Source organism: Coralloluteibacterium stylophorae (assembly GCF_018122625.2).
GTDB classification, from domain to species: Bacteria; Pseudomonadota; Gammaproteobacteria; order Xanthomonadales; family Xanthomonadaceae; genus Coralloluteibacterium; species Coralloluteibacterium stylophorae.
In genome coordinates this window covers 118,086-138,597 of sequence record NZ_JAGQFT020000002.1, presented here as the reverse complement: position 1 = coordinate 138,597, position 20,512 = coordinate 118,086, and the positions used below count along the sequence as shown (strand labels likewise).

Genomic DNA, 20,512 nt, shown 5'->3' with positions numbered 1-20,512 from the left:
CGTGGATGATACGCGGCGCTCCGCCGCACCCGGCCGCGCGCGGGCCCTGCGGTATCCTCCGGATCCGCCTCCCCCGCGCCGCCGTTCCGCATGCGTCCGACCTCTCCGCCGCACGACTCCCATACCTTCGCCGCCGGTCCGCTGGTGCTCGCGGCGCTGATCCTGGTCGCCGCGCTGACGCGCCTGCTCCCGCATCCGCCGAACTTTTCCCCGATCGGCGCGATCGCCCTGTTCGGCGGCGCCCACTTCGCGCGGCGCGGCTGGGCGATCGCCGTGCCGCTGCTGGCGCTGCTGGTCTCCGACCTGGCGCTGGGACTGCTGCACGGCGCGCTCGACCTCGGCTGGACCCAGGACACGCGGCTCTACGTCGACTACCTCCTGAGCGGACATTCCGCAGCGATCTATGCCTGCTCGCTGCTGTCGGTGCTGCTCGGCTTCGGCCTGCGCGGACGTGCCCGGCCCGCGCGCGTGCTCGGCTTCGGCATCGCCAGCGCGGTCGCGTTCTTCCTCACCAGCAACCTGGTCGCGTGGTTGCTGGCCGTCCCGGGCGAGCCCTGCACCACAGGCCTCGGCGCCTGCTACCTCGCCGGTCTGCCGTTCTTCCAGTGGACGCTGGCCGGCACGCTGTTCTACGCCGCGCCGCTCTTCGGCGGCTTCGCCCTGCTGCGCCGCGGCCTGCCGGCGCTGCGCCCGCAGACCGTCTGAGGCGCCCGCGTGGGACACCGGCTCAGCAGGATCGTCACCCGCACCGGCGACGACGGCAGCACCGGGCTCGGCGACGGCAGCCGGGTGCCGAAGGACGGCGCGCGGGTGGAGGCGATCGGCGCGGTCGACGAGGCGAACTCGGCGCTCGGCCTGGTGGCCGCCGCGGCCACCGACGCCGACCTGCGCGCCCTGGTGCTCGACCTGCAGCACGCGCTGTTCGACCTCGGCGCCGAACTCGCCGTGCCCGGCCATGCGGTGCTCGGAGCCGGCGACGTCGACTGGATCGAGGCGCGGCTGGAGGCGCTCAACGCCGACCTGCCCCCGCTGAAGGAATTCGTCCTGCCGGGCGGCGGCACCGCCGCCGCGCACTGCCATCTCGCGCGGACCCTGGCGCGCCGCGCCGAACGCGCCCTGGTTGCCCTGGCGCGCGCCGAGACGGTGCGGGCCGACGCTCGACGCTTCCTCAACCGCGTCTCGGACCTGCTGTTCGTCCTCGCCCGCGCGCTCGCGCGTGCGGAAGGCTGCGGCGAAGTGCTCTGGGATCCCGCCCGCCGCAGCGGCCGTCGCCGATGAACCTCCCCGTCTATACCCATCCCGCCTGCATGCGGCACGTGGTGGGCCCGGGCCATCCCGAATGCCCCGAGCGCCTCGGCGCCGTCGTCGACGGCCTGCGCCACGCCTGGCCCGATCTCGACTGGCGCGAGGCGCCGCAGGCGCTGCGCAGCCAGCTCGAGCGCGTGCACGCCGGACGGCTGATCGCCGAGGTCCTCGACGTTCCGACCGTGGGCACGCGCCGGCTCGATGCCGACACCGCGATGAACGAACACTCCGCCGAGGCCGCGCTGCGCGCCGCGGGTGCCGGGGTCGCCGCGGTCGACGGCGCCTTGCGGCGCGGCGAGTCGCGCGCCTTCTGCGCGGTGCGCCCGCCCGGGCACCACGCCACCGCCGGCATCGCGATGGGCTTCTGCCTGTTCAACTCGATCGCGGTGGCCGCGGCGCACGCGCTGCACGCGCACGGGCTGGAACGCGTCGCCATCGCCGACTTCGACGTCCACCACGGCAACGGCACGCAGGCGATCTTCGAGCACGAGCCGCGCGTGCACTACGTGTCCAGCCACCAGTCCCCGCTGTATCCCGACTCCGGCTTCCGCAGCGAGCGGGGCGTCGGCAACGTGCTCAACGCGCCGCTGCCGCCCGGTGCCGACGGCGCCGCGTTCCGGCGCGTCTGGCACGACGAACTGCTGCCCGCGCTGGAGGACTTCCGGCCACAGCTGGTGCTGATCTCCGCGGGCTTCGATGCGCACCACCTCGACCCGCTGGCCGACCTCGGTGCCGACAGCGCCGATTTCGCCTGGCTGACGACCGAACTCGTCGCGCTCGCCGGGCGCCACGCGCAGGGCCGCGCGCTCTCGATGCTGGAAGGCGGCTACAGCCTGAGTGCGCTGCGCGAGGCTGCGGTGGCGCACGTGGGTGCCCTGGCGGAGGCCTGAGGCGGACGTGCCAGAGCGCCGCCGGGTCGCCTCCGGCGGCCCGTCCGGCCGGTGCCTGTCGCGTTGCCGCGGGTGCGCCCTTGCGGCAAGCTAGCGCGGTTTTTTCTCCCCTTCCGGACACGTCTTGCGCCCGATCCCGCGCCTGAGCCTGCTCTCGATCTGCATCGCCGCCGGGGCGACGCACGCCGCCGAACTTCCCGCCGACGCATGGGTGCTGTGCCGCGGCCCGGAGGCCATCGCGCCGTTCGCCGACATCCCCGCCGATGCCGGCGACCCGGCCACCTCGGAGACGCTGATCGACTTCGACACCCTCGAGGGCGAGAACCAGCGCAGCAGCGTGTTCCGCGGCGACGTGCGCCTGCAGCGCGGAACCCAGTGGCTGGGCAGCGACGCGCTGACCTACCTGTTCGAATCCGAGCGCTACCGGGCCGAGGGCAACGTCCGCTACCAGGACGCGGGCCTGCGCATGCGCGCGACGTCCGCCGAGGGCGACACCGGTGCCGACACGCACCACCTGGAGGACGTGCGCTACCAGCTGCTCGCGCAGCGCGGCAACGGCAGCGCGGAGAGCGTGGACGTGCGCGGCGTGCTCGGCCACATGGATGCGGCGACCTACAGCACCTGCGATCCCACCGACCGCAAGTGGGAGCTGCGCGCGCGCGAGCTCGACATCGACCAGGATGCCGGCGAGGGCGTGGCCCGCAACGTGACCGTGCGCGTGGGCGACGTGCCGGTCCTGTACACGCCGTGGCTGAGCTTCCCGATCGACGACCGCCGCAAGAGCGGCTTCCTGTATCCGACCGTGGGCTACGAGGACGACCTCGGCGTCGACCTGTTCCTGCCCTACTACCTCAACCTCGCGCCGAACTACGACGCCACCATCACCCCGCGCATCATGAGCCAGCGCGGGGTCATGCTGAACGGCGAGTTCCGCTACCTGTTCGGCAGCAGTCGCGGCGTGATCGAGACGAGCTGGCTGCCCAACGACACCGAGTCCGAGGATGACGAGATCCGCGGGCACGATCGGTACGAATATCACTTGACGCATCGGAGCGTCTTCGACGAACGCTGGTCGGCCAAGGTGAACGTGCATCGCGTGAGCGATGGGAGGTTCCGGGAAGACTTCAGTACGACGAGTACCGACTCCTATCAACGTCTTCTGCGCAGCTCCGCTGCACTCGTTGGCCGAGGCACCTACTGGACTGCCCGCGTGCGGATCGAGGATTGGCAGATCCTCGATCCCTGGCTTAGTGACGCCGAAGTTCCGTATTTCGAACTGCCCAAGATCAACTTCGACTATGACCGCCCGCTGGGGGAGTATCTGACGGTCGGGCTTCGCAGCGAGGTGGTCGACTTCCGCCACAGTGACCGTATCGAAGGGGCACGTCTCGATCTGAAGCCGTACGCCCGGCTCGACTTCGCCGGATCCTGGTGGTTCGTCAGGCCTCAATTCGCCTATCGGCACACGCGCTACGAACTCGATCCGTACGGGTCGCGCCAGGACAACCTGCAACCGACCCGATCCGTGCCAATCTACAGCCTCGACAGCGGGCTGTTCTTCGAGCGCGACCTGCACTGGGGCCAGCGCGATCTGGTGCAGACGCTGGAGCCGAGACTGTTCTACCTGCGTGTTCCGTACCGGGACCAGAGCGACATCCCGATCTTCGACACGCGGGAGCTGCTTTTCAGCTATCAGCAGCTCTTTCGCGACAACACGTTTTCGGGTGCGGACAGACAGGTCGACGCCAACCAACTCACCGGCGCCGTCAGCACCCGTCTGCACGAGGCGAACACCGGCCGTGAGCTGGGGGTGCTGAGTCTTGGTCGGATCCATTATTTCGACTCCCCACGGGTGACCCGCAGCGGGAGGCCGAGCGAGGTCGTTCTCGACGGGTCGTTCTATATCGCCGACCTGACTGCGGCCTTGACCGACGACTGGGACGTCGGCGCCTCTTATCAATGGGATCCGGAGGACGAGCAGACGGCCTTGAACATCCTGCGCACCCAGTACCGCTTCGGTGCCGGCGGCCTGGTCAATGCCTCCTACCGCTATCGACGCGGCCTGCTCGAGCAGACGGACGTATCCACCGTCTATCCCCTAAGCCCGGCATGGCGCCTCATCGCGCGCTGGAACTACTCATTGCCGGACGAGTCGACGGCGGACGCGATCGCGGGCGTGGAGTGGCAGAGCTGCTGCGTGGCGGTCAGGGCCATGGGCCGGCACTACGTCAAGAGCCGCTACACCGACGACCTCGACGACGTGGAGAAGGGCAACGCCATCTATTTCGAGCTCGAGCTCAAGGGGCTCGGTTCATTTGGCCGCAAGACTGAAGAGCTGCTGACGGGTACTATCCTCGGCTACCAGCGCTGATTTCCGCTGATCCATCCCGCGGTCGGCGCGCCTCGCTGCGCGCCACGGCCGCCCGCTCCGGCACCCCGCAATGACCCATCCTTCCCGCTTCCTCCTTCCCGTCCTGCTCGCCTTCGCGACGGTGGCTGCGCCGGTGCAGGCGCAGCAGATCGACGGCATCGTCGCCGTCGTCGACGAGAGCGTCGTCCTCCAGAGCGAACTCGACCGGGCCGTCGCCAACGTCCGCGCGCAGTACGCGAACGATCCGAACGCGCTCCCGCCCGATGACGTGCTCCGCCGCCAGGTGCTCGACCGCCTGGTGCTGCTGAAGCTGCAGGTCGCGCGTGCCAACGAGAGCGGCATCCGGGTGAGCGATGCCGAACTCGACCAGGCGACGCAGGCGGTGATGCAGCAGAACCAGATGACGCCGGACGACTTCCGGCGCCGGATCGAGGCGGAAGGGCTCTCGTTCGAGGAATTCCGGCGCAACCTGCGCGACGAGCTCCTGGTCCAGCGCCTGCAGCAGCAGCTGACCCGCAGCCGCGTCAGCGTCAGCGATGCCGAGGTCGACAACGCGATCGCCAACGGCGCCGGCGGCAGCGGCGAGCAGGTGCAGATCGCCAACATCCTGATCGCACTGCCCGACGGGGCGACGCCCGAGCAGGCGCAGACCGGCCTGACCAAGGCGCAGGGCGTCAAGGACCTGATCGCCAGCGGCGAGATGGACTTCGCCGCGGCCGCCGCGCGCTATTCGGACGGCCCCAACGCGCTGGAAGGCGGCACCCTCGGCTGGCGCAGCTACGACGAGATCCCGCCGCTGTTCGCCAACGTCGTCCGCGATCTTCCGCCCGGCGGCGTCACCGACCCCATCCGCGGTCCCAGCGGCTACACGCTGCTGCAGGTGATCGACCGTCGCGAGGCCCAGCGCCAGATCGCCACGCAGTACCACGCCCGCGGCATCCTCATCCGCACCAGCGAAGTGGTCTCGCCGGAGCAGGCCAAGCAGCGCATCGACGCCGCCCGCGCCCGCATCGTCGGCGGCGACGACTTCGCCGAGGTCGCGCGCGAGGTGTCCGAGGACACCTCCACCCGCGCCGAGGGCGGCGACATGGGCTGGTTCGAGGAGAACGCCTGGGGCGGCGCGGTCGCGGCGCAGCTGACTGCGCTGGAGGACGGCGGGCTGTCGCAGCCGTTCCAGAGCGACGTCGGCTGGCACCTGATCGAACGTCTCGGTTCGCGCCAGCAGGACGTGACCGAGGAGCTGCGCCGCAACCAGGTGCGCGAGGCGATCGGCCGCCGCAAGTCGGAAGAGGAATACGAGCGCTTCCTGCGCCAGCTGCGCGGCGAGGCCTATGTCGACGTGCGCCTGGCCGGCGCGGCGGCCGACAGCTCCGCCTCGACCGCGACGCCCTGATCCCGGCGTGACGCGCAGGCTCGCGCTCGTTCCCGGCGAACCCGCCGGCGTCGGGCCCGAGCTCTGCGTGCGCCTGGCGCAGGACGCACGCGACCACGATCTCGTCGCCTTCGCCGATCCTGCGACGCTCGAGGCGGCGGCCGACCTGCTCGGCCTGCCGCTCCGGCTGAGCCACGACGGCGCTCCCGCCCGCGCCCCGGCCACCCTCGCCGTGCATGCGGTGCCCCAGGCCCGGACGACGCGCTTCGGCGAGCCGGATCCGGCGAACGCGCCGGCGGTGGTGCAGGCGCTGACCGCCGCCGCCGATGCCTGCCTGCGCGGCGACTGCCACGGGCTGGTAACCGGCCCGACGCACAAGGCGACGATCAACGCCGCCGGCATCCCCTACGTCGGCACCACCGAACTGCTCGCGGCCCACGCAGGCTGCGAGGTGGTGATGATGCTGGCCACCGTCGGCGCCGAGGACGCGGACGCGCGGGAGCTGCGCGTGGCGCTGGCCACCACGCACCTGCCGCTGCGCGCGGTCGCCGACGCCGTCACCGGCGCCGGCCTGGAGACGGTGCTGCGGACCGTCGACGCGTCGCTGCGCAGCCGGTTCGGGATCGTCCGCCCGCGCATCGCGGTACTCGGGCTCAACCCGCACGCGGGCGAGGACGGCCATCTCGGCCGCGAGGAGATCGAGGTCATCGCCCCGGCCCTGCGGCGGCTGCGCGAGGAAGGCCTGCTGCTCGAGGGCCCGCTGCCTGCCGACACCGCCTTCCTGCCGCACCGGCTCGCGCGCTGCGACGCGGTGCTGGCGATGTACCACGACCAGGGCCTGCCGGTGCTGAAGTTCGCGGGGTTCGAGCGCGCGGTGAACATCACCCTCGGCCTGCCCTACCCCCGCGTGGCCGTGGACCACGGCACCGCCCTGGACCTCGCCGGACGCGGCGTCGCCGACGTCTCCAGCCTGCGCGCCGCGCACCGTCTCTGCGCGCGCCTGGCCGGCGCCGCCCGCGGCTGACGCCGGAGCATCCGGCGCCGAGCGCGCGGATGCCGTACCCTTCCGCGCCGCCCGCGCTCCGCCACGCCATGTCGCTCGACGCCCACCGCACCAAGAAGTCCCTCGGCCAGCACTTCCTGCACGACACCAGCGTGGTCGAGCGGATCCTGCAGGCGCTCGATCCGCAGCCGGGCGAGCGCATCGTGGAGATCGGCCCCGGCGCCGGCGCGCTGACCTTCCCCCTGCTGCGCCGCCACCGCACGCTGACCGCGATCGAGTTCGACCGCGACCTGATCGCGCCGCTCCGGGCCGCCGCCGGCGACCTCGGCGAACTCGAGGTGATCCACGCCGACGTGCTCGATGTCGACCTGACCGCGCTCGCCGCGGGCGCTCCGATCCGCCTAGTGGGCAACCTGCCCTACAACCTGTCCTCGCCGATCCTGTTCCACGCGCTGGCGCACCGCGCGGTGGTGCGCGACATGCACTTCATGCTGCAGAAGGAGGTCGTCGACCGCATGGGCGCGGCGCCGGGCTCCAAGGTCTACGGACGCCTGAGCGTGATGCTGCAGGCCTGGTGCCGGGTCACGCCGCTGATCCGGGTGCCGCCGGGCGCGTTCCGGCCGCCGCCGAAGGTCGACTCCGCGGTCGTGCGCCTGGTGCCGAAGCCGGAGGACGCCGTCGGCATCGCCGATCCGGCCCTGTTCGCCGGCGTCGTGCGCGCCGCGTTCGGGCAGCGTCGCAAGACCCTGCGCAACGCGCTCGCGCCGGTCTGCGATGCGCAGGCGATCGACGCGGCCGGGATCGATCCCGGCGCGCGCGCGGAGACGGTCGCGGTCGAGCGCTTCGTCGCCCTCGCCAACCTGCTCGCCGACGCGCGCTAGGCACGCGTCGCGGTTCATGTTGTCGGCACCGGGCGCCGGTGGTTTACGTACAATGCCGGGCATGAGCGACATCGCCTCCCCTATCGAGATCGCGGTGGCGACACGGTTCCTCGCCGACCAGTCGGCACCGGACGACGATCGCTACGTCTTCGCCTACACGATCACCATCCGCAACACCGGGCGGCGCGCCGCGCAGCTGGTGGCGCGGCATTGGATCATCACCGACGCCAACGGCAAGGTGCAGGAAGTGCGCGGCGAGGACGTGGTCGGCGAACAGCCGTGGCTGCGCCCCGGCGACGACTTCCAGTACACCTCCGGCGCCGTGCTCGAGACCGCGGTCGGCACCATGCGCGGCAGCTACGCCATGCGCGACGACGACGGGGACGAGTTCCTCGCGCCGATCCCCGCGTTCACGCTCTCGGTCCCGCGAACCCTGCACTGATGGCGATCTGGGCGATCGGGGACCTCCAGGGCTGCTACGACCCGCTGCAGCGACTGCTCGAGAAGATCGCGTTCGACCCCGCGCGCGACCGCCTGTGGCTGTGCGGCGACCTGGTCAACCGCGGCATGCAGTCGCTGGAAACGCTGCGCCTGGTCCACGAGCTGCGCGCGAGCTGCACCGTGGTGCTCGGCAACCATGACCTCTCGCTGCTGGCGATCGGCCTGCGGCGGCCGGAGGAACAGCAGAAGGTCAACCCCGACCTGCGCCGGATCCTGTTCGCGTCGGATCGCGACGTGCTGCTCGACTGGCTGCGGCAGCAGCCGCTCATGCACATCGACCGCGACCTCGGCTTCGCGATGCTGCACGCGGGGATCCTGCCGCAGTGGGGCCTCGACGAGGCGCGCGGCTACGCCGCCGAGGTCGAGGAGCGCCTGCGCGGGCCGGCCCACGCCAAGCTGCTGCGCAACCTCTACGGCGACAAGCCGGGCTGGAGCCCGCGCCTGGCCGGCGGCGACCGCTGGCGCGCGATCATCAACGTGTTCAGCCGCATGCGCTACTGCACGCCGGGCGGGCGCATCGTGTTCGACGTCAAGGGCATGCCCGGCACGCAGCCGGCCGGCGTCTATCCGTGGTTCTCGGCCCCGGGGCGGGTCGAGCGCGAACTGCCCATCGTCTGCGGCCACTGGTCCTCGCTGGGCCTGCAGATGGGCATGGGCATCTATGCGCTCGATACCGGCTGCGTCTGGGGCGGCCCGCTCACCGCGCTGCGCCTGGACGGCGACGAGCGCCGCATCGTGCAGGTGCCGGGCCGCGACGCGAAGGCGGGTTGAGCGTCAGGCCCTGACGTAGTCGACGTAGTCGAACGCGACGGCGTGCCGCGCGTCGGCCGGATGCGCCTCGCGCGCCACCTCGCGCCACTGGCCGGCCGCGAAGGCGGGGAAGAATGCGTCGGCGCCGTCGATCGCGATATCGACATGGGTGAGATGCAGCCGCTGCGCATGCGGCAGCGCCAGCGCATAGACCTCGCCGCCGCCGATCACCATCAGCGTCGCCGCACCGGCCACCGCCTGCGCCGCCTCCAGCGAAGCGACCGCGCGCATGCCTGAGAAGGGAGCGCGGCCGCTGCGGGTCAGGACCAGGTTCTCGCGCCCGGGCAGCGCACGCCCCAGCGACTCCGCGGTCTTCCTCCCCATCAGCACCGGATGCCCGAGCGTCAGCGTCTTGAAGCGCCTGAGATCGTCCGGCAGCCGCCAGGGCAGCGCGTTGCCGCGGCCGATCGCGCGATTGCGGTCGAGCGCGGCGACCAGGGCGAGGGTCACACCGCCACCGGCGCGCGGATGGCCGGATCGCAGACGTAGTCCAGGATCCCGATGTCCTCGTAGCGGAACGCGAAGAGGTCGCGCACCTCCGGGTTCAGGCGCAGCCGCGGCAGCGGATGCGGCGTGCGCGCGAGCTGCTCGCGGGCCTGGTCGAGGTGGTTGCTGTAGAGATGCGCGTCGCCGAGCGTGTGCACGAAATCGCCGACCTCGAGGTCGCAGGCCTGCGCCACCATGTGCGTCAGCAGGGCGTAGCTGGCGATGTTGAAGGGCACGCCGAGGAAGATGTCGCCGGAACGCTGGTAGAGCTGGCAGGACAGGCGGCCATCGGCGACGTAGAACTGGAACAGCGCATGGCAGGGCATCAGCGCCATCTTCGGCAGCTCCGCCACGTTCCAGGCGGAGACGACCAGGCGCCGCGAATCGGGGTTGCGCCGGATCTCCTCCACCACCCAGCGCATCTGGTCGATGGTCTCGCCGCCGGCGCCTTCCCAGCTCCGCCACTGCCGCCCGTAGACCGGGCCGAGCTCGCCGTCGGCATCCGCCCACTCGTCCCAGATCGAGACCCGGTTCTCGCGCAGGTAGGCGATGTTGGTATCGCCGCGCAGGAACCACAGCAGCTCGTGCACGATCGAGCGCAGGTGCAGCTTCTTGGTGGTGACCAGGGGGAAGCCCTGGCGCAGGTCGAAGCGCATCTGCCAGCCGAACACCGAGCGCGTGCCGGTGCCGGTGCGGTCGCCCTTGACGGTGCCGTGCTCGAGCACGTGGCCGAGGAGGTCGAGGTACTGGCGCATCAGGCGGCCTTTCCGGGCGTGGCGGCGGACGGCGGCAGCGGCTGCACGGTCGGCGCGCGGCGCGACAGCCACAGCAGGAACACGCCAATGGCGATCAAGGGCACGCTCAGCAGCTGCCCCTCGGTCACCCAGCCCCAGGCCAGGTAGCCGATGTGCGCGTCCGGCACACGCACGAATTCGACCAGGATCCGGAAGCAGCCGTACAGGATCGCGAACAGTCCGGACACGGCATAACGCGGCCGCGGCCGCCGCGAGAACCACCACAGCAGCAGGAACATGGCCAGGCCCTCGAGGCCGGCCTGGTAGAGCTGCGACGGGTGCCGCGCGAATCCCTCGAGCGCACCGGCCGCGTCCATGGCCCGGATCGCCTCCATGCTCTGCCCGCGCAGCTCCGGTGCGTTCGGAAATACCACACCCCAGCCGGCACCGGTGAACTTGCCCCACAGCTCGCCGCCGATGAAGTTGCCCAGCCTGCCGAAGCCCAGCCCCGGCGGCACCAGCGGGGCGAGGAAGTCGATCACGTCGAAGAAGTGCAGGCCCGCGCGCCGCGACCACCAGAGGCCCGCCACCAGCACGCCGAGCAACCCGCCGTGGAAGCTCATGCCGCCCTCCCAGACCCTGAACAGCATCAGCGGGTTGGCGAGGAGGGCGCCGAAGTCGTAGAAGAGCACGTAGCCGATGCGTCCGCCGACGACCACGCCCAGCATGGCCGCGAAGAAGAGATCGCCGAGGCCGTTCTCGTCCACGCCCGGCAGGCGTCCCTGGCGGATGCGCGCGCGCCCCAGGAACCAGGCGGCGACGAAGCCGGCCAGGTACATCAACCCGTACCAGTGGATCGCGAGGGGCCCGAGCGAAAGCGCGATCGGGTCGATCTGGTGCAGGTAGACCATGCGTCAGCGGCTTCCGCGGGGAAGCGGACATTCTGCCTGACGCGGCGTCACCGGCGCATGGGCGCGATCGGGATTCACCGATCCTGCCCGTCGTGCCGCAGCAGATGCCGCCGCGCCATCAGGTTCAGCACCTCGACCACGCCGGAGAAGCCCATCGCGACGTACACGTAGGGCCGCGGGATGTGGAAGCCGAAGCCGTCGGCGACCAGCACCAGGCCGACCAGCACGATGAAGGCCAGCGCCAGCATCTTCACCGTCGGGTTGGCGTCAATGAAGTGGCCCAGCGGATTGGCGGCGAAGAACATCAGCGTCACCGCGATCAGGATCGCGCCGACCATGATCGGGACCTGGTCGACCATGCCCACCGCGGTGATCACCGAGTCCAGCGAGAACACGATGTCGATCACCGCGATCTGCGCGATGACCAGCGCGAACACCGCCGAGGCCTTGCCCTCCCCGGCCGAATCCTCCTCGCCGGCGATGGCCGAGCGGATCTCGAGCGCTCCCTTCACCACCAGGAAGATGCCGCCGAGGATCAGGATCAGGTCGCGGATCGAGATGCCCTGGCCGAACAGCAGGAACAGCGGTTCGCTCATCCGCGCGAGGTAGGCGAGCGTCAGCAGCAGGCCGATGCGGGTCAGGCAGGCCACGGCGATGCCGAAGCGCCGCGCGAAGTCGCGCCGCGACGGCGGCAGGCGGCTCACCGCGATCGACACGAACACCAGGTTGTCGATGCCCAGCACGATCTCCAGGGTCGCCAGGGTGAACAGGGCGATCCAGGCTTCGGGGCTGGTCAGCAGTTCCATCATCGGGTCGGGATCCTCATGTGCCGAGCCAGCGCGGCAGCAGCAGGAGCAGCCAGCACGCGGCCACGTTGAGCATGGCGGCGAAGACCGCGGCCGAGGCCAGGTCCTTGGCGCGCCCGGCGAGCACGTGGAAGCCGGGGTCGAAGCGCTCGATGACCGTCTCGATCGCCGAATTCAGCAGTTCCACCGTGAGCACCAGGAGCACGGTCCCGGTCAGCAGCACCCGCTCCACCGGGCTCTGGCCGAGCCACACGCCGAGCGGCAGCAGGACCGCCGCGACGCAGACCTCCAGGCGGAACGACGCCTCGTAGCGCCAGGCGGCGGCAAGGCCGCGCAGCGACCAGCGCGCGGCCCGCAGGACGCCGCGCGGGCCGCGCGGGACGTTGCTGGCGCGGCCGTCGCGCATGCCCTCACGCTCGTGCGCGATACGCCAGATCCAGGTCCTTGGCGGCCTTGACGTCATCGAGGCGACGCACCGGCGTGGTATAGGGCGCGGCCTTGAGCCACTCCGGATCGGTCTTCGCCTTCTCCAGCAGTTCGGCCATGACCTCGACGAAGCCGTCGAGCACTTCCTTGCTCTCGGTCTCGGTCGGCTCGATCAGCAGGCACTCGGGCACGAGCAGGGGGAAGTAGTTGGTCGGCGCGTGGATGCCGTAGTCGAGCAGGCCCTTGGAGAAGTCCAGCGCGGTCACGCCGTGCGCCTTCTTCTGCTTCTGCACGCTGACGATGAACTCGTGGCTGGCGCGGCGCTGCGGATAGGCGAGGTCGAAGCCCTTCTCGGCCATGCGCCTGGCCAGGTAGTTGGCGTTGAGCGTGGCGAACTCCGACACCCGGCGCATGCCCTCGCGGCCGAGCAGGCGCGCATAGACGTAGGCGCGCAGCAGCACTCCTGCGTTGCCGGCGAAGGTCGACAACCGGCCGATCGAGAGCGGACGCTCCTTCTCGTGGACGAGGCGGTAGCCCTCGCCTTCCTTCACCACCTGCGGCACCGGCAGGTACTCGCGCAGGCGCTCGGAGACGCCCACCGCGCCGGCGCCCGGCCCGCCGCCGCCGTGCGGGGTGGAGAAGGTCTTGTGCAGGTTCATGTGGATGGCGTCGAAGCCCATGTCGCCGGGCCGCACCTTGCCGAGGATGGCGTTGAGGTTGGCGCCGTCGTAGTACAGCAGGCCGCCGGCCTCGTGCACGAGCTTCGAGATCTCGACGATGCGGCGCTCGAACACGCCGATCGTCGACGGGTTGGTCAGCATGATGCCGGCGGTCTTCGGGCCCAGCACCTTCTTCAGCGCCTCGACGTCGACGTCGCCATCGGCCTGGGTCGGGATCTCGCGCACCGTGCAGCCGCACATCACGGCGGTGGCGGGATTGGTGCCGTGTGCCGCGTCGGGCACGATGATCTCGGTCCGCTCCAGGTCGCCGCGCTGGCGGTGGTAGGCCATGATCATCGCGATGCCCGCGAACTCGCCCTGCGCGCCGGCCATCGGCGTGAGCGAGACGCCGCCCTGCATGCCGGTGACGTCGGCGAGGATCTCCTGCAGCTCGTACATGCACGACAGGAAGCCCTGCGAGAGCGCATCGGGCGCATAGGGATGGCGGCCGAGGAAGCCGTCGAGCATCGCCAGGGAATGGCAGGCGCGCGGGTTGTACTTCATCGTGCACGAACCCAGCGGGTAGAAGTTCGTGTCGATCGAGAAGTTCTTGCGGCTGAGGTTGGTGAAATGCCGCACCGCCTGCAGTTCGGACACCTCCGGCAGGCCGGTCGGCGAGGTGCGCCGGAAGCGCTCGGGAAGCGCGGAGGCATCGGCGCCCTCGGGGCGCTGGGCGGCGGCGCTGCGGCCGGGCTGCGACTGCTCGAAGATCAGCATGTGGGTCCGGCCGGGGCCGTCGGGTCTGGCGATGGGGAGCGCGTATGGTGCCACAGCGCCCGCCCGCGTCCGGAGCCCCCGGATGGCAGGATGGCGCCGCGGAGCCGGTCGCGCACCCGCGTGGCCCGGCGCTTCCGCCCTGCTCGGAGACGGCGCATGTTCGACGCGAGGCACCTCCTGGGCCAGATGCTGGGCGAGTCGCTCGGCGGCGGCTACGGCAAGAAGAAAAGGAAGAAGCACCAGCGCTATGGCCTTGCGCCCGGGAACGCCAGCGGGCTCGGGGGCTTCGTCGGCCGCAGCGGCCTGGCCCTGGGCGCGCTCGGCGTCGCCTATGCGGCCTGGGAGCATTACCGGGAGCAGGACCAGGCCCGCGCCGGCACCCCGGCGGCAGCGCCCGCCGGCACCCCGCCGCCTCCGCCCGCGCGCAGCGCAGCAACCGCACCGATGACACCGGAGCAGCAGGACGCGCTCGCCCTGGTCCGCGCGATGATCGCCGCCGCGCATGCCGACGGCCTGATCGACAGCCAGGAGCATCGTGGCATCGTCTCGCGCGCCCGCGAGGCCGGTCTCGATACCGAGGCCCTGGCCGCGCTCGACCACGAGCTTGCGCATCCGCTGCCGCTGGAGCGCCTCATCGCCACGCTCCGCGACGGGCTCGCCGCGGATGCCTACGCGGCATCGCTGCTGGCGATCCGCGTGGACACCCCGGCCGAGCGCGACTACCTCGCGCGCCTGGCCGACGCGCTCGGCCTGGATGCCGCCGCACGTGCCGGCATCGAGGCCCGCCTGCTGCCGCCGGCCCCGCCGCTGCCGTGACCTCCGGCGGCTGACCCGGTCATCCACGCCCGGCATCATCGGGCTCCCCGCGCCCTATCCGGAGACGACCCATGCACCAGTGGTACCTCAGCTACGACGGCAAGCAGGAAGGCCCGCTCGACGAGGAGGCGGCGATCGCACGCGCCCGCGCGCATCCGCAGGGCCACTGCTGGCGCGCCGGCTTCGCCGAGTGGATCCCGATCGCGAGCTGCGCCGAGCTCGGCGGCGAGCCGACGCCGGCCGGCACCCGGCCGCCGCCGATGTCGCAGACCCAGCGCGCCGACGTGATCGACTACAGGCTCTACGGCGAGGACATGCAGTTCGTCGAGGTCGAGCTCGATCCGGGCGAGAGCGCCATCGCCGAGGCCGGGGCGCTCATGTACAAGGACGCCGCGGTCGGGATGGAGACGATCTTCGGCGACGGCACCCGCGGCGGCGGCGGCGGCTTCCTCGACAAGCTGGTCGGCGCGGGCAAGCGCGTGATCACCGGCGAGAGCCTGTTCACCACCGTGTTCACCCACGGCGGCCAGGGCAAGGCGCGGGTGGCCTTCGCCGCGCCCTACCCCGGCACCATCGTGCCGCTGTCGCTGTCGAACTTCGGGGGCCGGGTGATCTGCCAGAAGGACAGCTTCCTCTGCGCCGCTCGCGGCGTGTCGATCGGCATCCACTTCCAGCGCAAGGTGCTCACCGCGCTGTTCGGCGGCGAGGGCTTCATCATGCAGAAGCTCGAGGGCGACGGCCTGGTGTTCGTGCACGCCGGCGGCACCGTGGTCGAGCGCGAGCTGCGCGCAGGCGAGCGCCTGGACGTCGACACCGGCTGCGTGGTCGCCTACACCGACGGCGTCGACATGGACATCCGCCGCGTCGGCGGGGTCAAGTCCATGTTCTTCGGCGGCGAGGGCCTGTTCCTCGCGACCCTGACCGGGCCGGGCAAGGTCTGGCTGCAGTCGCTGCCGTTCTCGCGCCTGGCCAGCCGCATGTTCATGGCCGCGCCGCAGGCCGGCGGCCAGCGCCAGGGAGAGGGCTCGGTCCTCGGCAGCCTCGGCGACCTGCTCGGCGGCGACCGCGGCTTCTAGCGCGACCGGGTCCGCGCCCGCGCAACGCTGCGCGGGCGCGCCGCCTCACTCCTCCGCGTCGGCGAAGATCGCGGTGCCGCGGCTGCCGTCCGCGGCGATCCAGCCGCGGTACATGCCCGGGGTGTTGAACGGTTGCGCGATCCGGCCCTGCCCGTCGATGGCGATCACGCCGCCGTCGCCGCCCAGCCCGGGCACCCGGCGCATGACCACCTCGGTCGCGGCCTCGGCCACGCTGTCGCCGCGGTAGGCCGCGCGCGCGCAGATGTCGTACGCCACCGCGAGGCGGATGAAGAACTCGCCCCAGCCGGTGGCCGATACCGCGCAATCCTCCGCGGCATAGGTGCCGGCACCGATGATCGGCGCGTCGCCGACGCGCCCCCAGCGCTTGTTGGTCATGCCGCCGGTTGAGGTGGCCGCCGCGGTGTGGCCTTCCGCATCCAGGGCGACCGCGCCGACGGTCCCGAAGTAGGCGCTGGCGGGCAGGGCCGCCCGCGGCTGCGCCCGTTCCTTCGCCTGCGCCTCCTCGAGCTGCCGGCGGCGGTGTTCGGTGCCGAAGTAGGACGGCTCCACCATCTCGATGCCGACGCTGCGGCCGAAGGCTTCGGCGCCATCGCCGACCAGCATCACGTGCCGCGACTTCTCCATCACCGCCCGCGCCAGCCCGATCGGGTTGCGCACGCGGTGGACGCCGGCGACCGCACCGGCGGCCAGGCTGTGCCCGTCCATGATCGCCGCGTCCATCTCGTTGACGCCCTCGGCGTTGTAGACGGCGCCGCGGCCCGCGTTGAAGCGCGGCGAATCCTCGAGCACGCGCACCGCCGCCTCGACCGCGTCCAGCGCGGGCCCACCGGCGACGAGTACCTGGTGACCGGCATCGAGCGCGCGGTCGAGGTCGGCGCGGATCGCCTTCTCGGCCTCCGGGGTCAGCGCGGCGCGCGACATCGTGCCCGCTCCGCCATGGATTGCGATGGCGACCCGAGGCTCCGCCGCCTGTGCGCCGCTGGCGACGGCGAGGGCGGTGAACAGGAAGGCGAGACGGCGCATGCAACCTCCGGGCGACGGAACGGGACCGCCGAGCATACCGGCGCATCACCGGCATCGGGTATGCTCGACGCATGCCCGCCTCCGACCCGGACCCGGCCACCGCGGCGTCCCGCGGCTCCGCCGCGCGGTCCGCGCGCTCCCTCCCCCTCCGGTCCGCCCCCGCATCGCGCCCCGCACCGGCTCCGTTGCGGGCCGGCGCCGCGCGCGGCGCACGTGCCGCGCATGCCTCGGCTGCACTGCGCGGCCCTGCGTCGACGCAGGCCGACCGGCTCATCGCAGAGTCCTGATTCGCCATGGAATGGATCGCCGACCCCACCGCCTGGATGGGCCTCGCCACGCTGATCGTGCTCGAGATCATCCTCGGCATCGACAACCTGGTGTTCATCGCCATCCTCGCCGACAAGCTGCCGCCCGAGCAGCGCGACCGCGCGCGGATCATCGGCCTCGGCCTGGCGCTGGTCATGCGCCTGGTCCTGCTGGCGTTCCTGTCCTGGATCATGCGCCTGACCGAGCCGCTGTTCGAGGTGCTCGGGCGCGGCTTCTCCGGACGCGACCTGATCCTCATCGCCGGCGGCATCTTCCTGCTGTTCAAGGCGACGATGGAGCTGCACTCGCGCCTGGAAGGGCGCGACCACGCGCAGAGCAGCGGCGGCTACGCGAGCTTCGGCGTGGTGGTCACCCAGATCGTCGTGCTCGACGCGGTGTTCTCGCTGGACTCGGTGATCACCGCGGTGGGCATGGTCCCGCACCTGTCGATCATGTACGTGGCGGTGATCGTCGCGATGAGCGTGATGATCCTGGCGAGCAAGCCGCTGACGCGCTTCGTAAACGCGCACCCGACGGTGGTGATGCTGTGCCTGGGCTTCCTGCTGATGATCGGCCTGAGCCTGCTGGCCGAGGGCTTCGGCTTCCACCTGCCCAAGGGCTATCTCTACGCGGCGATCGGCTTCTCGATCCTGATCGAGGTGTTCAACCAGCTCGCCCTGCGCAACCGGCAGAAGCAGGCGCGCGCGCGGCCGATGCGCGAGCGCACCGCCGAGGCCGTGCTCAAGCTGCTCGGCAGCCGCCCGCGCGAGGACGGCCCCGGTGACGACGCCGACGTCCACGACCGCGTGGCCGACGCCGCCGAGCCGGGCTTCGAAAAGACCGAGCGCGACATGGTCTACAACGTGCTCGGCTTCGCCGACAAGCCGGTGGAATGGCTGATGACGCCGCGCCCGGACATCGACTGGCTCGACCTGGACGACGACCGCGACGCCCAGGTCAGGACGCTGCGCGAATCGCCGCACAGCCGCATCCCGGTGGCCCGTGGCGAACTCGACCGCTTCGAAGGCGTGGTCGAGTCGCGCGCGCTCCTGCAGCAGCTGCTCGACGGCGGCGATCTCGACCCCGCGGCGGCGATCACCGCGCCGCTGATCGTGCACGAAAGCGCCAGCGCCCTGCGCGTGCTGCAGGACCTGCGCCGGCATCCGATCCCGGTCGCGGTGGTCCTCGACGAGTACGGCAGCGTCGAAGGCCTGGTGACCGCCAGCGACGTCCTCGCCGCCATCGTCGGCGACCTCGCCGACACCCGCGACCCGGACCGCATCGCCGCGCGCAACGACGACGGCAGCTGGCGCCTGGACGGCGGGATGCCCGCCTCGGCCGCGGCGCACCTGCTCGACTTCGACCACGACCGCGAGGCGAGCTACCACACCCTCGCCGGGCTGCTGATCTTCCATCTCGATCATGTCCCCGCCACCGGGGAGGCGCTCGAGCACCAGGGCTGGCGCTTCGAGGTCGTGGAGATGCAGGGACCGCGCATCGTCGAGGTGCGGGCCGTCCCGCTGCAATCGGCGGTGACGGCGGACCCGGCCTGATGGCGCGCTCCGTGCACGACCGCGGCACCCGGGCCGTGCCGTGGGGGTCGGTCGTGCTGGTCGCGGCGCTCCCCCTCGCCGCGGTGGCTGGATGGCGCTGGGCCGGCCTCGACCTGGACGCCGCGCAGGACCTGCTGCGCGACCTGGCCCCGGTTCCCTTCTTCGTGGCGATGGCGGTCCTGCCCGCACTGGGCGTGCCGATCACGCCCTTCTTCATCATCGCCGGCATGCGCTTCGGCGTGGCCGGCGGTCTCGGCGGCTCGGCGATCGCGCTGGCCGCCAACCTGGTGCTGTGCTACTGGCTTGCACACAGCGGCCTGCGGCCATGGCTGCGGCGCTGGCTGCGGCGCCACCAGCGCACCCTGCCCGACTATGCCGGCGCGCGGACCGACGCCTGGCGCTTCGCGCTGATGGTCAAGCTCGCGCCGGGCGTCCCGCTCTTCGCCAAGCACTACCTGCTGGGCGTCGCGCGGGTACCGTTCCCGATCTATGCGACCTGCGCCTTCGCCATCAGCGGCATCTACGGCATCGCCTTCGTGGTGCTGGGAGAGTCGGCGCTCGACGGCGATCTCGGCCAGGCGCTGGTCGCGCTGGCGGCCGTGATGCTCCTCGTGCTCGGCCTCGGCTGGTGGCGACGACGGCGCGAGCGACGCAGCGGGACCTGAGCAGGGCCCGACGCCGGCCGCCGGACCTCAGTGCTCGACGACGACGTGGCGGCCGACGACCTCGGCCTCCGGGAAGCGGACGCGGGCGACGGTGCCGCGCTCGGGGGTGCTGTCGAGGTCGATCGACCAGCCGAAGCGGTCGCTCAGCCGGCGCACGATCGACAGCCCGATGCCGTGCCCGCGGCGCCCCTCGGTGGCGCGGTAGAACGGCTCGAACGCGCGCGCGAGCACGTCCTCGCTCATGCCCACGCCGCTGTCCTCCACCGTCACCTCGCCGCGCCCGATCCGCACCACGATGCGACCGCGGTCGGTGAAGATGCAGGCGTTCCTGAGCAGGTTGCCGATGAGCACCGCCACCACCCGGGAGGGTGCCTGGACGAGGAAGTCGAACTCGTGCTCGACGTGGAGGTCGACGTCCTTGCCCTCGAGCAGCGGACGCACGTCCTCGACCTGCTCGTAGACCAGGTCGGCCACCCGCGCCTCCTCGCCGGTGCGCTCCATGTCGGGCGCCCGCGCCAGCAGCAGGAAGGAGTCGATCAGTGCCTCCATCTCGCGGCCCGCGTCCTGGATGCGTCGCAGCGAGCGACGCGCGTACTCCGACTGCCCCGGATCGGACAGCAGCAGGTCGCTGGCGATGCGGATGACGGTCAGCGGCGTGCGCAGCTCGTGGCTGGAGTCGCGGGTGAAGCTGCGTTCGCGCTCGACCAGCTCCTGCACGTGCTGCGACATCTCGTGCAGCGAGGAGGCCAGCACGCGGGTCTCCGCGTCCATGCCACGCGGCAGGTCGTCCGGCGCGAAACCGTCGCCGGCATGGCTGCGGGGATCGAAGTCGCGCACGCGCCCGGCGAGCCAGCGCATCGGCCCGACCGCGCGACTGTAGCCGCGATAGGTCCGCCATGAGGCTGCGACCACGATCACCAGCGCCAGCGCCGCCAGCAGGGCCAGGGCGCTTTCGCCGATCGCGTCGATGCGGTCCTGGGCGTGCGTCATCGCCAGCCACGTGATCGCCGCCCCCGCGAGGGCGGCGAACAGGATGGATGCGGCATGCAGCAGGAACGCCCGGCGGACCTTCTCGCGCAGTTCGGAACTGCGTTTCATCAATGCACCTGGAGCATCGTCC

Annotated in this window: 20 protein-coding genes and 1 pseudogene; 13 read left to right on the top strand and 8 right to left on the bottom strand. The window is 71.7% G+C overall.

Translation table 11 applies throughout. The features are described 5' to 3' along the window. Nucleotides 1–90: 90 nt before the first annotated feature. The 9 genes and pseudogenes from KB893_RS03115 to KB893_RS03075 all read left to right on the top strand — a co-directional run. Nucleotides 91–705: a DUF6580 family putative transport protein gene (locus KB893_RS03115; RefSeq protein ID WP_211925864.1), complete on the top strand. Its 615-nt coding sequence runs from the start codon at nt 91–93 to the stop codon at nt 703–705. A gap of 9 nt (nt 706–714) precedes the next feature. Continuing rightward, nucleotides 715–1,278 carry a cob(I)yrinic acid a,c-diamide adenosyltransferase gene (locus KB893_RS03110; protein ID WP_211925865.1) on the top strand — a complete coding sequence of 188 codons (564 nt, stop codon included), beginning with the start codon at nt 715–717 and terminating at the stop codon, nt 1,276–1,278. Beyond that, nucleotides 1,275–2,195 (top strand): histone deacetylase family protein, encoded by a 921-nt coding sequence (locus KB893_RS03105; RefSeq protein ID WP_211925866.1) that lies wholly within the window; start codon nt 1,275–1,277, stop codon nt 2,193–2,195. The genes KB893_RS03110 and KB893_RS03105 overlap by 4 nt, the downstream gene beginning before the upstream one ends. Nucleotides 2,196–2,319: 124 nt before the next feature. Beyond that, on the top strand, nt 2,320–4,566 hold the full coding sequence (gene lptD, locus KB893_RS03100) for an LPS assembly protein LptD (RefSeq protein WP_211925867.1): 2,247 nt from the start codon (nt 2,320–2,322) through the stop codon (nt 4,564–4,566). A gap of 70 nt (nt 4,567–4,636) precedes the next feature. Continuing rightward, a complete protein-coding gene (locus tag KB893_RS03095; protein ID WP_211925868.1) occupies nt 4,637–5,959 on the top strand; it encodes a peptidylprolyl isomerase in 1,323 nt (440 codons plus the stop codon). A gap of 7 nt (nt 5,960–5,966) precedes the next feature. Then, entirely contained in the window at nt 5,967–6,962 is a 996-nt protein-coding gene (pdxA, locus tag KB893_RS03090) for a 4-hydroxythreonine-4-phosphate dehydrogenase PdxA (RefSeq protein WP_338026839.1), read from the top strand. 68 nt (nt 6,963–7,030) lie between these two features. Next, nucleotides 7,031–7,822 carry a 16S rRNA (adenine(1518)-N(6)/adenine(1519)-N(6))-dimethyltransferase RsmA gene (gene rsmA / locus KB893_RS03085; protein ID WP_211925879.1) on the top strand — a complete coding sequence of 264 codons (792 nt, stop codon included), beginning with the start codon at nt 7,031–7,033 and terminating at the stop codon, nt 7,820–7,822. Nucleotides 7,823–7,883: 61 nt separating this feature from the next. Then, nucleotides 7,884–8,264 carry a Co2+/Mg2+ efflux protein ApaG gene (gene apaG / locus KB893_RS03080; RefSeq protein WP_211925870.1) on the top strand — a complete coding sequence of 127 codons (381 nt, stop codon included), beginning with the start codon at nt 7,884–7,886 and terminating at the stop codon, nt 8,262–8,264. Further along, a pseudogene (locus KB893_RS03075) lies at nt 8,264–9,079 on the top strand (symmetrical bis(5'-nucleosyl)-tetraphosphatase); the annotation flags it as partial. The gene apaG and the pseudogene KB893_RS03075, both read left to right, overlap by 1 nt. 18 nt (nt 9,080–9,097) lie before the next feature. Here KB893_RS03075 and KB893_RS03070 read toward each other — a convergent pair. The 6 genes from KB893_RS03070 to gcvPB form a co-directional block, all read right to left on the bottom strand. Continuing rightward, nucleotides 9,098–9,583 (bottom strand): dihydrofolate reductase, encoded by a 486-nt coding sequence (locus KB893_RS03070; protein ID WP_211925872.1) that lies wholly within the window; start codon nt 9,581–9,583, stop codon nt 9,098–9,100. Beyond that, nucleotides 9,580–10,374, bottom strand: coding sequence for a thymidylate synthase (locus KB893_RS03065; protein WP_211925873.1), 795 nt, complete (start codon nt 10,372–10,374; stop codon nt 9,580–9,582). Before KB893_RS03065 ends, KB893_RS03070 begins: the two co-directional genes overlap by 4 nt. Further along, a complete protein-coding gene (gene lgt, locus KB893_RS03060) occupies nt 10,374–11,264 on the bottom strand; it encodes a prolipoprotein diacylglyceryl transferase (protein WP_211925874.1) in 891 nt (296 codons plus the stop codon). The genes KB893_RS03065 and lgt overlap by 1 nt, the downstream gene beginning before the upstream one ends. Before the next feature lie 74 nt (nt 11,265–11,338). Beyond that, on the bottom strand, nt 11,339–12,073 hold the full coding sequence (locus KB893_RS03055) for a TerC family protein (RefSeq protein WP_211925875.1): 735 nt from the start codon (nt 12,071–12,073) through the stop codon (nt 11,339–11,341). A 13-nt stretch (nt 12,074–12,086) separates the two neighbouring features. Further along, on the bottom strand, nt 12,087–12,476 hold the full coding sequence (locus KB893_RS03050; protein WP_211925876.1) for a diacylglycerol kinase: 390 nt from the start codon (nt 12,474–12,476) through the stop codon (nt 12,087–12,089). A gap of 4 nt (nt 12,477–12,480) precedes the next feature. After that, entirely contained in the window at nt 12,481–13,932 is a 1,452-nt protein-coding gene (gene gcvPB, locus KB893_RS03045; protein WP_213173428.1) for an aminomethyl-transferring glycine dehydrogenase subunit GcvPB, read from the bottom strand. 156 nt (nt 13,933–14,088) lie between these two features. Here gcvPB and KB893_RS03040 point away from each other — a divergent pair, with 156 nt between their 5' ends. Next, nucleotides 14,089–14,748: a DUF533 domain-containing protein gene (locus KB893_RS03040; RefSeq protein WP_211926578.1), complete on the top strand. Its 660-nt coding sequence runs from the start codon at nt 14,089–14,091 to the stop codon at nt 14,746–14,748. 71 nt (nt 14,749–14,819) lie between these two features. Then, complete coding sequence (locus KB893_RS03035; RefSeq protein ID WP_213173427.1) at nt 14,820–15,824, top strand: TIGR00266 family protein; 1,005 nt, start codon at nt 14,820–14,822, stop codon at nt 15,822–15,824. A gap of 45 nt (nt 15,825–15,869) precedes the next feature. On the opposite strand, the gene KB893_RS03030 is transcribed toward KB893_RS03035, so the two are convergent. After that, complete coding sequence (locus KB893_RS03030; RefSeq protein WP_211926580.1) at nt 15,870–16,868, bottom strand: isoaspartyl peptidase/L-asparaginase family protein; 999 nt, start codon at nt 16,866–16,868, stop codon at nt 15,870–15,872. A gap of 293 nt (nt 16,869–17,161) precedes the next feature. Between KB893_RS03030 and KB893_RS03025 the strand changes: the two genes are divergently transcribed. Both KB893_RS03025 and KB893_RS03020 read left to right on the top strand, forming a co-directional pair. Next, entirely contained in the window at nt 17,162–18,727 is a 1,566-nt protein-coding gene (locus KB893_RS03025) for a TerC family protein (protein ID WP_213173426.1), read from the top strand. Then, entirely contained in the window at nt 18,727–19,392 is a 666-nt protein-coding gene (locus KB893_RS03020) for a TVP38/TMEM64 family protein (protein WP_211926582.1), read from the top strand. Before KB893_RS03025 ends, KB893_RS03020 begins: the two co-directional genes overlap by 1 nt. A gap of 27 nt (nt 19,393–19,419) precedes the next feature. Here the strand turns inward: KB893_RS03020 and KB893_RS03015 are convergent, their stop codons facing one another. Next, the gene (locus tag KB893_RS03015; RefSeq protein ID WP_211926583.1) at nt 19,420–20,490 is read right to left on the bottom strand and encodes a sensor histidine kinase; all 1,071 of its coding nucleotides are present in this window, start codon (nt 20,488–20,490) and stop codon (nt 19,420–19,422) included. Nucleotides 20,491–20,512 lie beyond the last annotated feature (22 nt).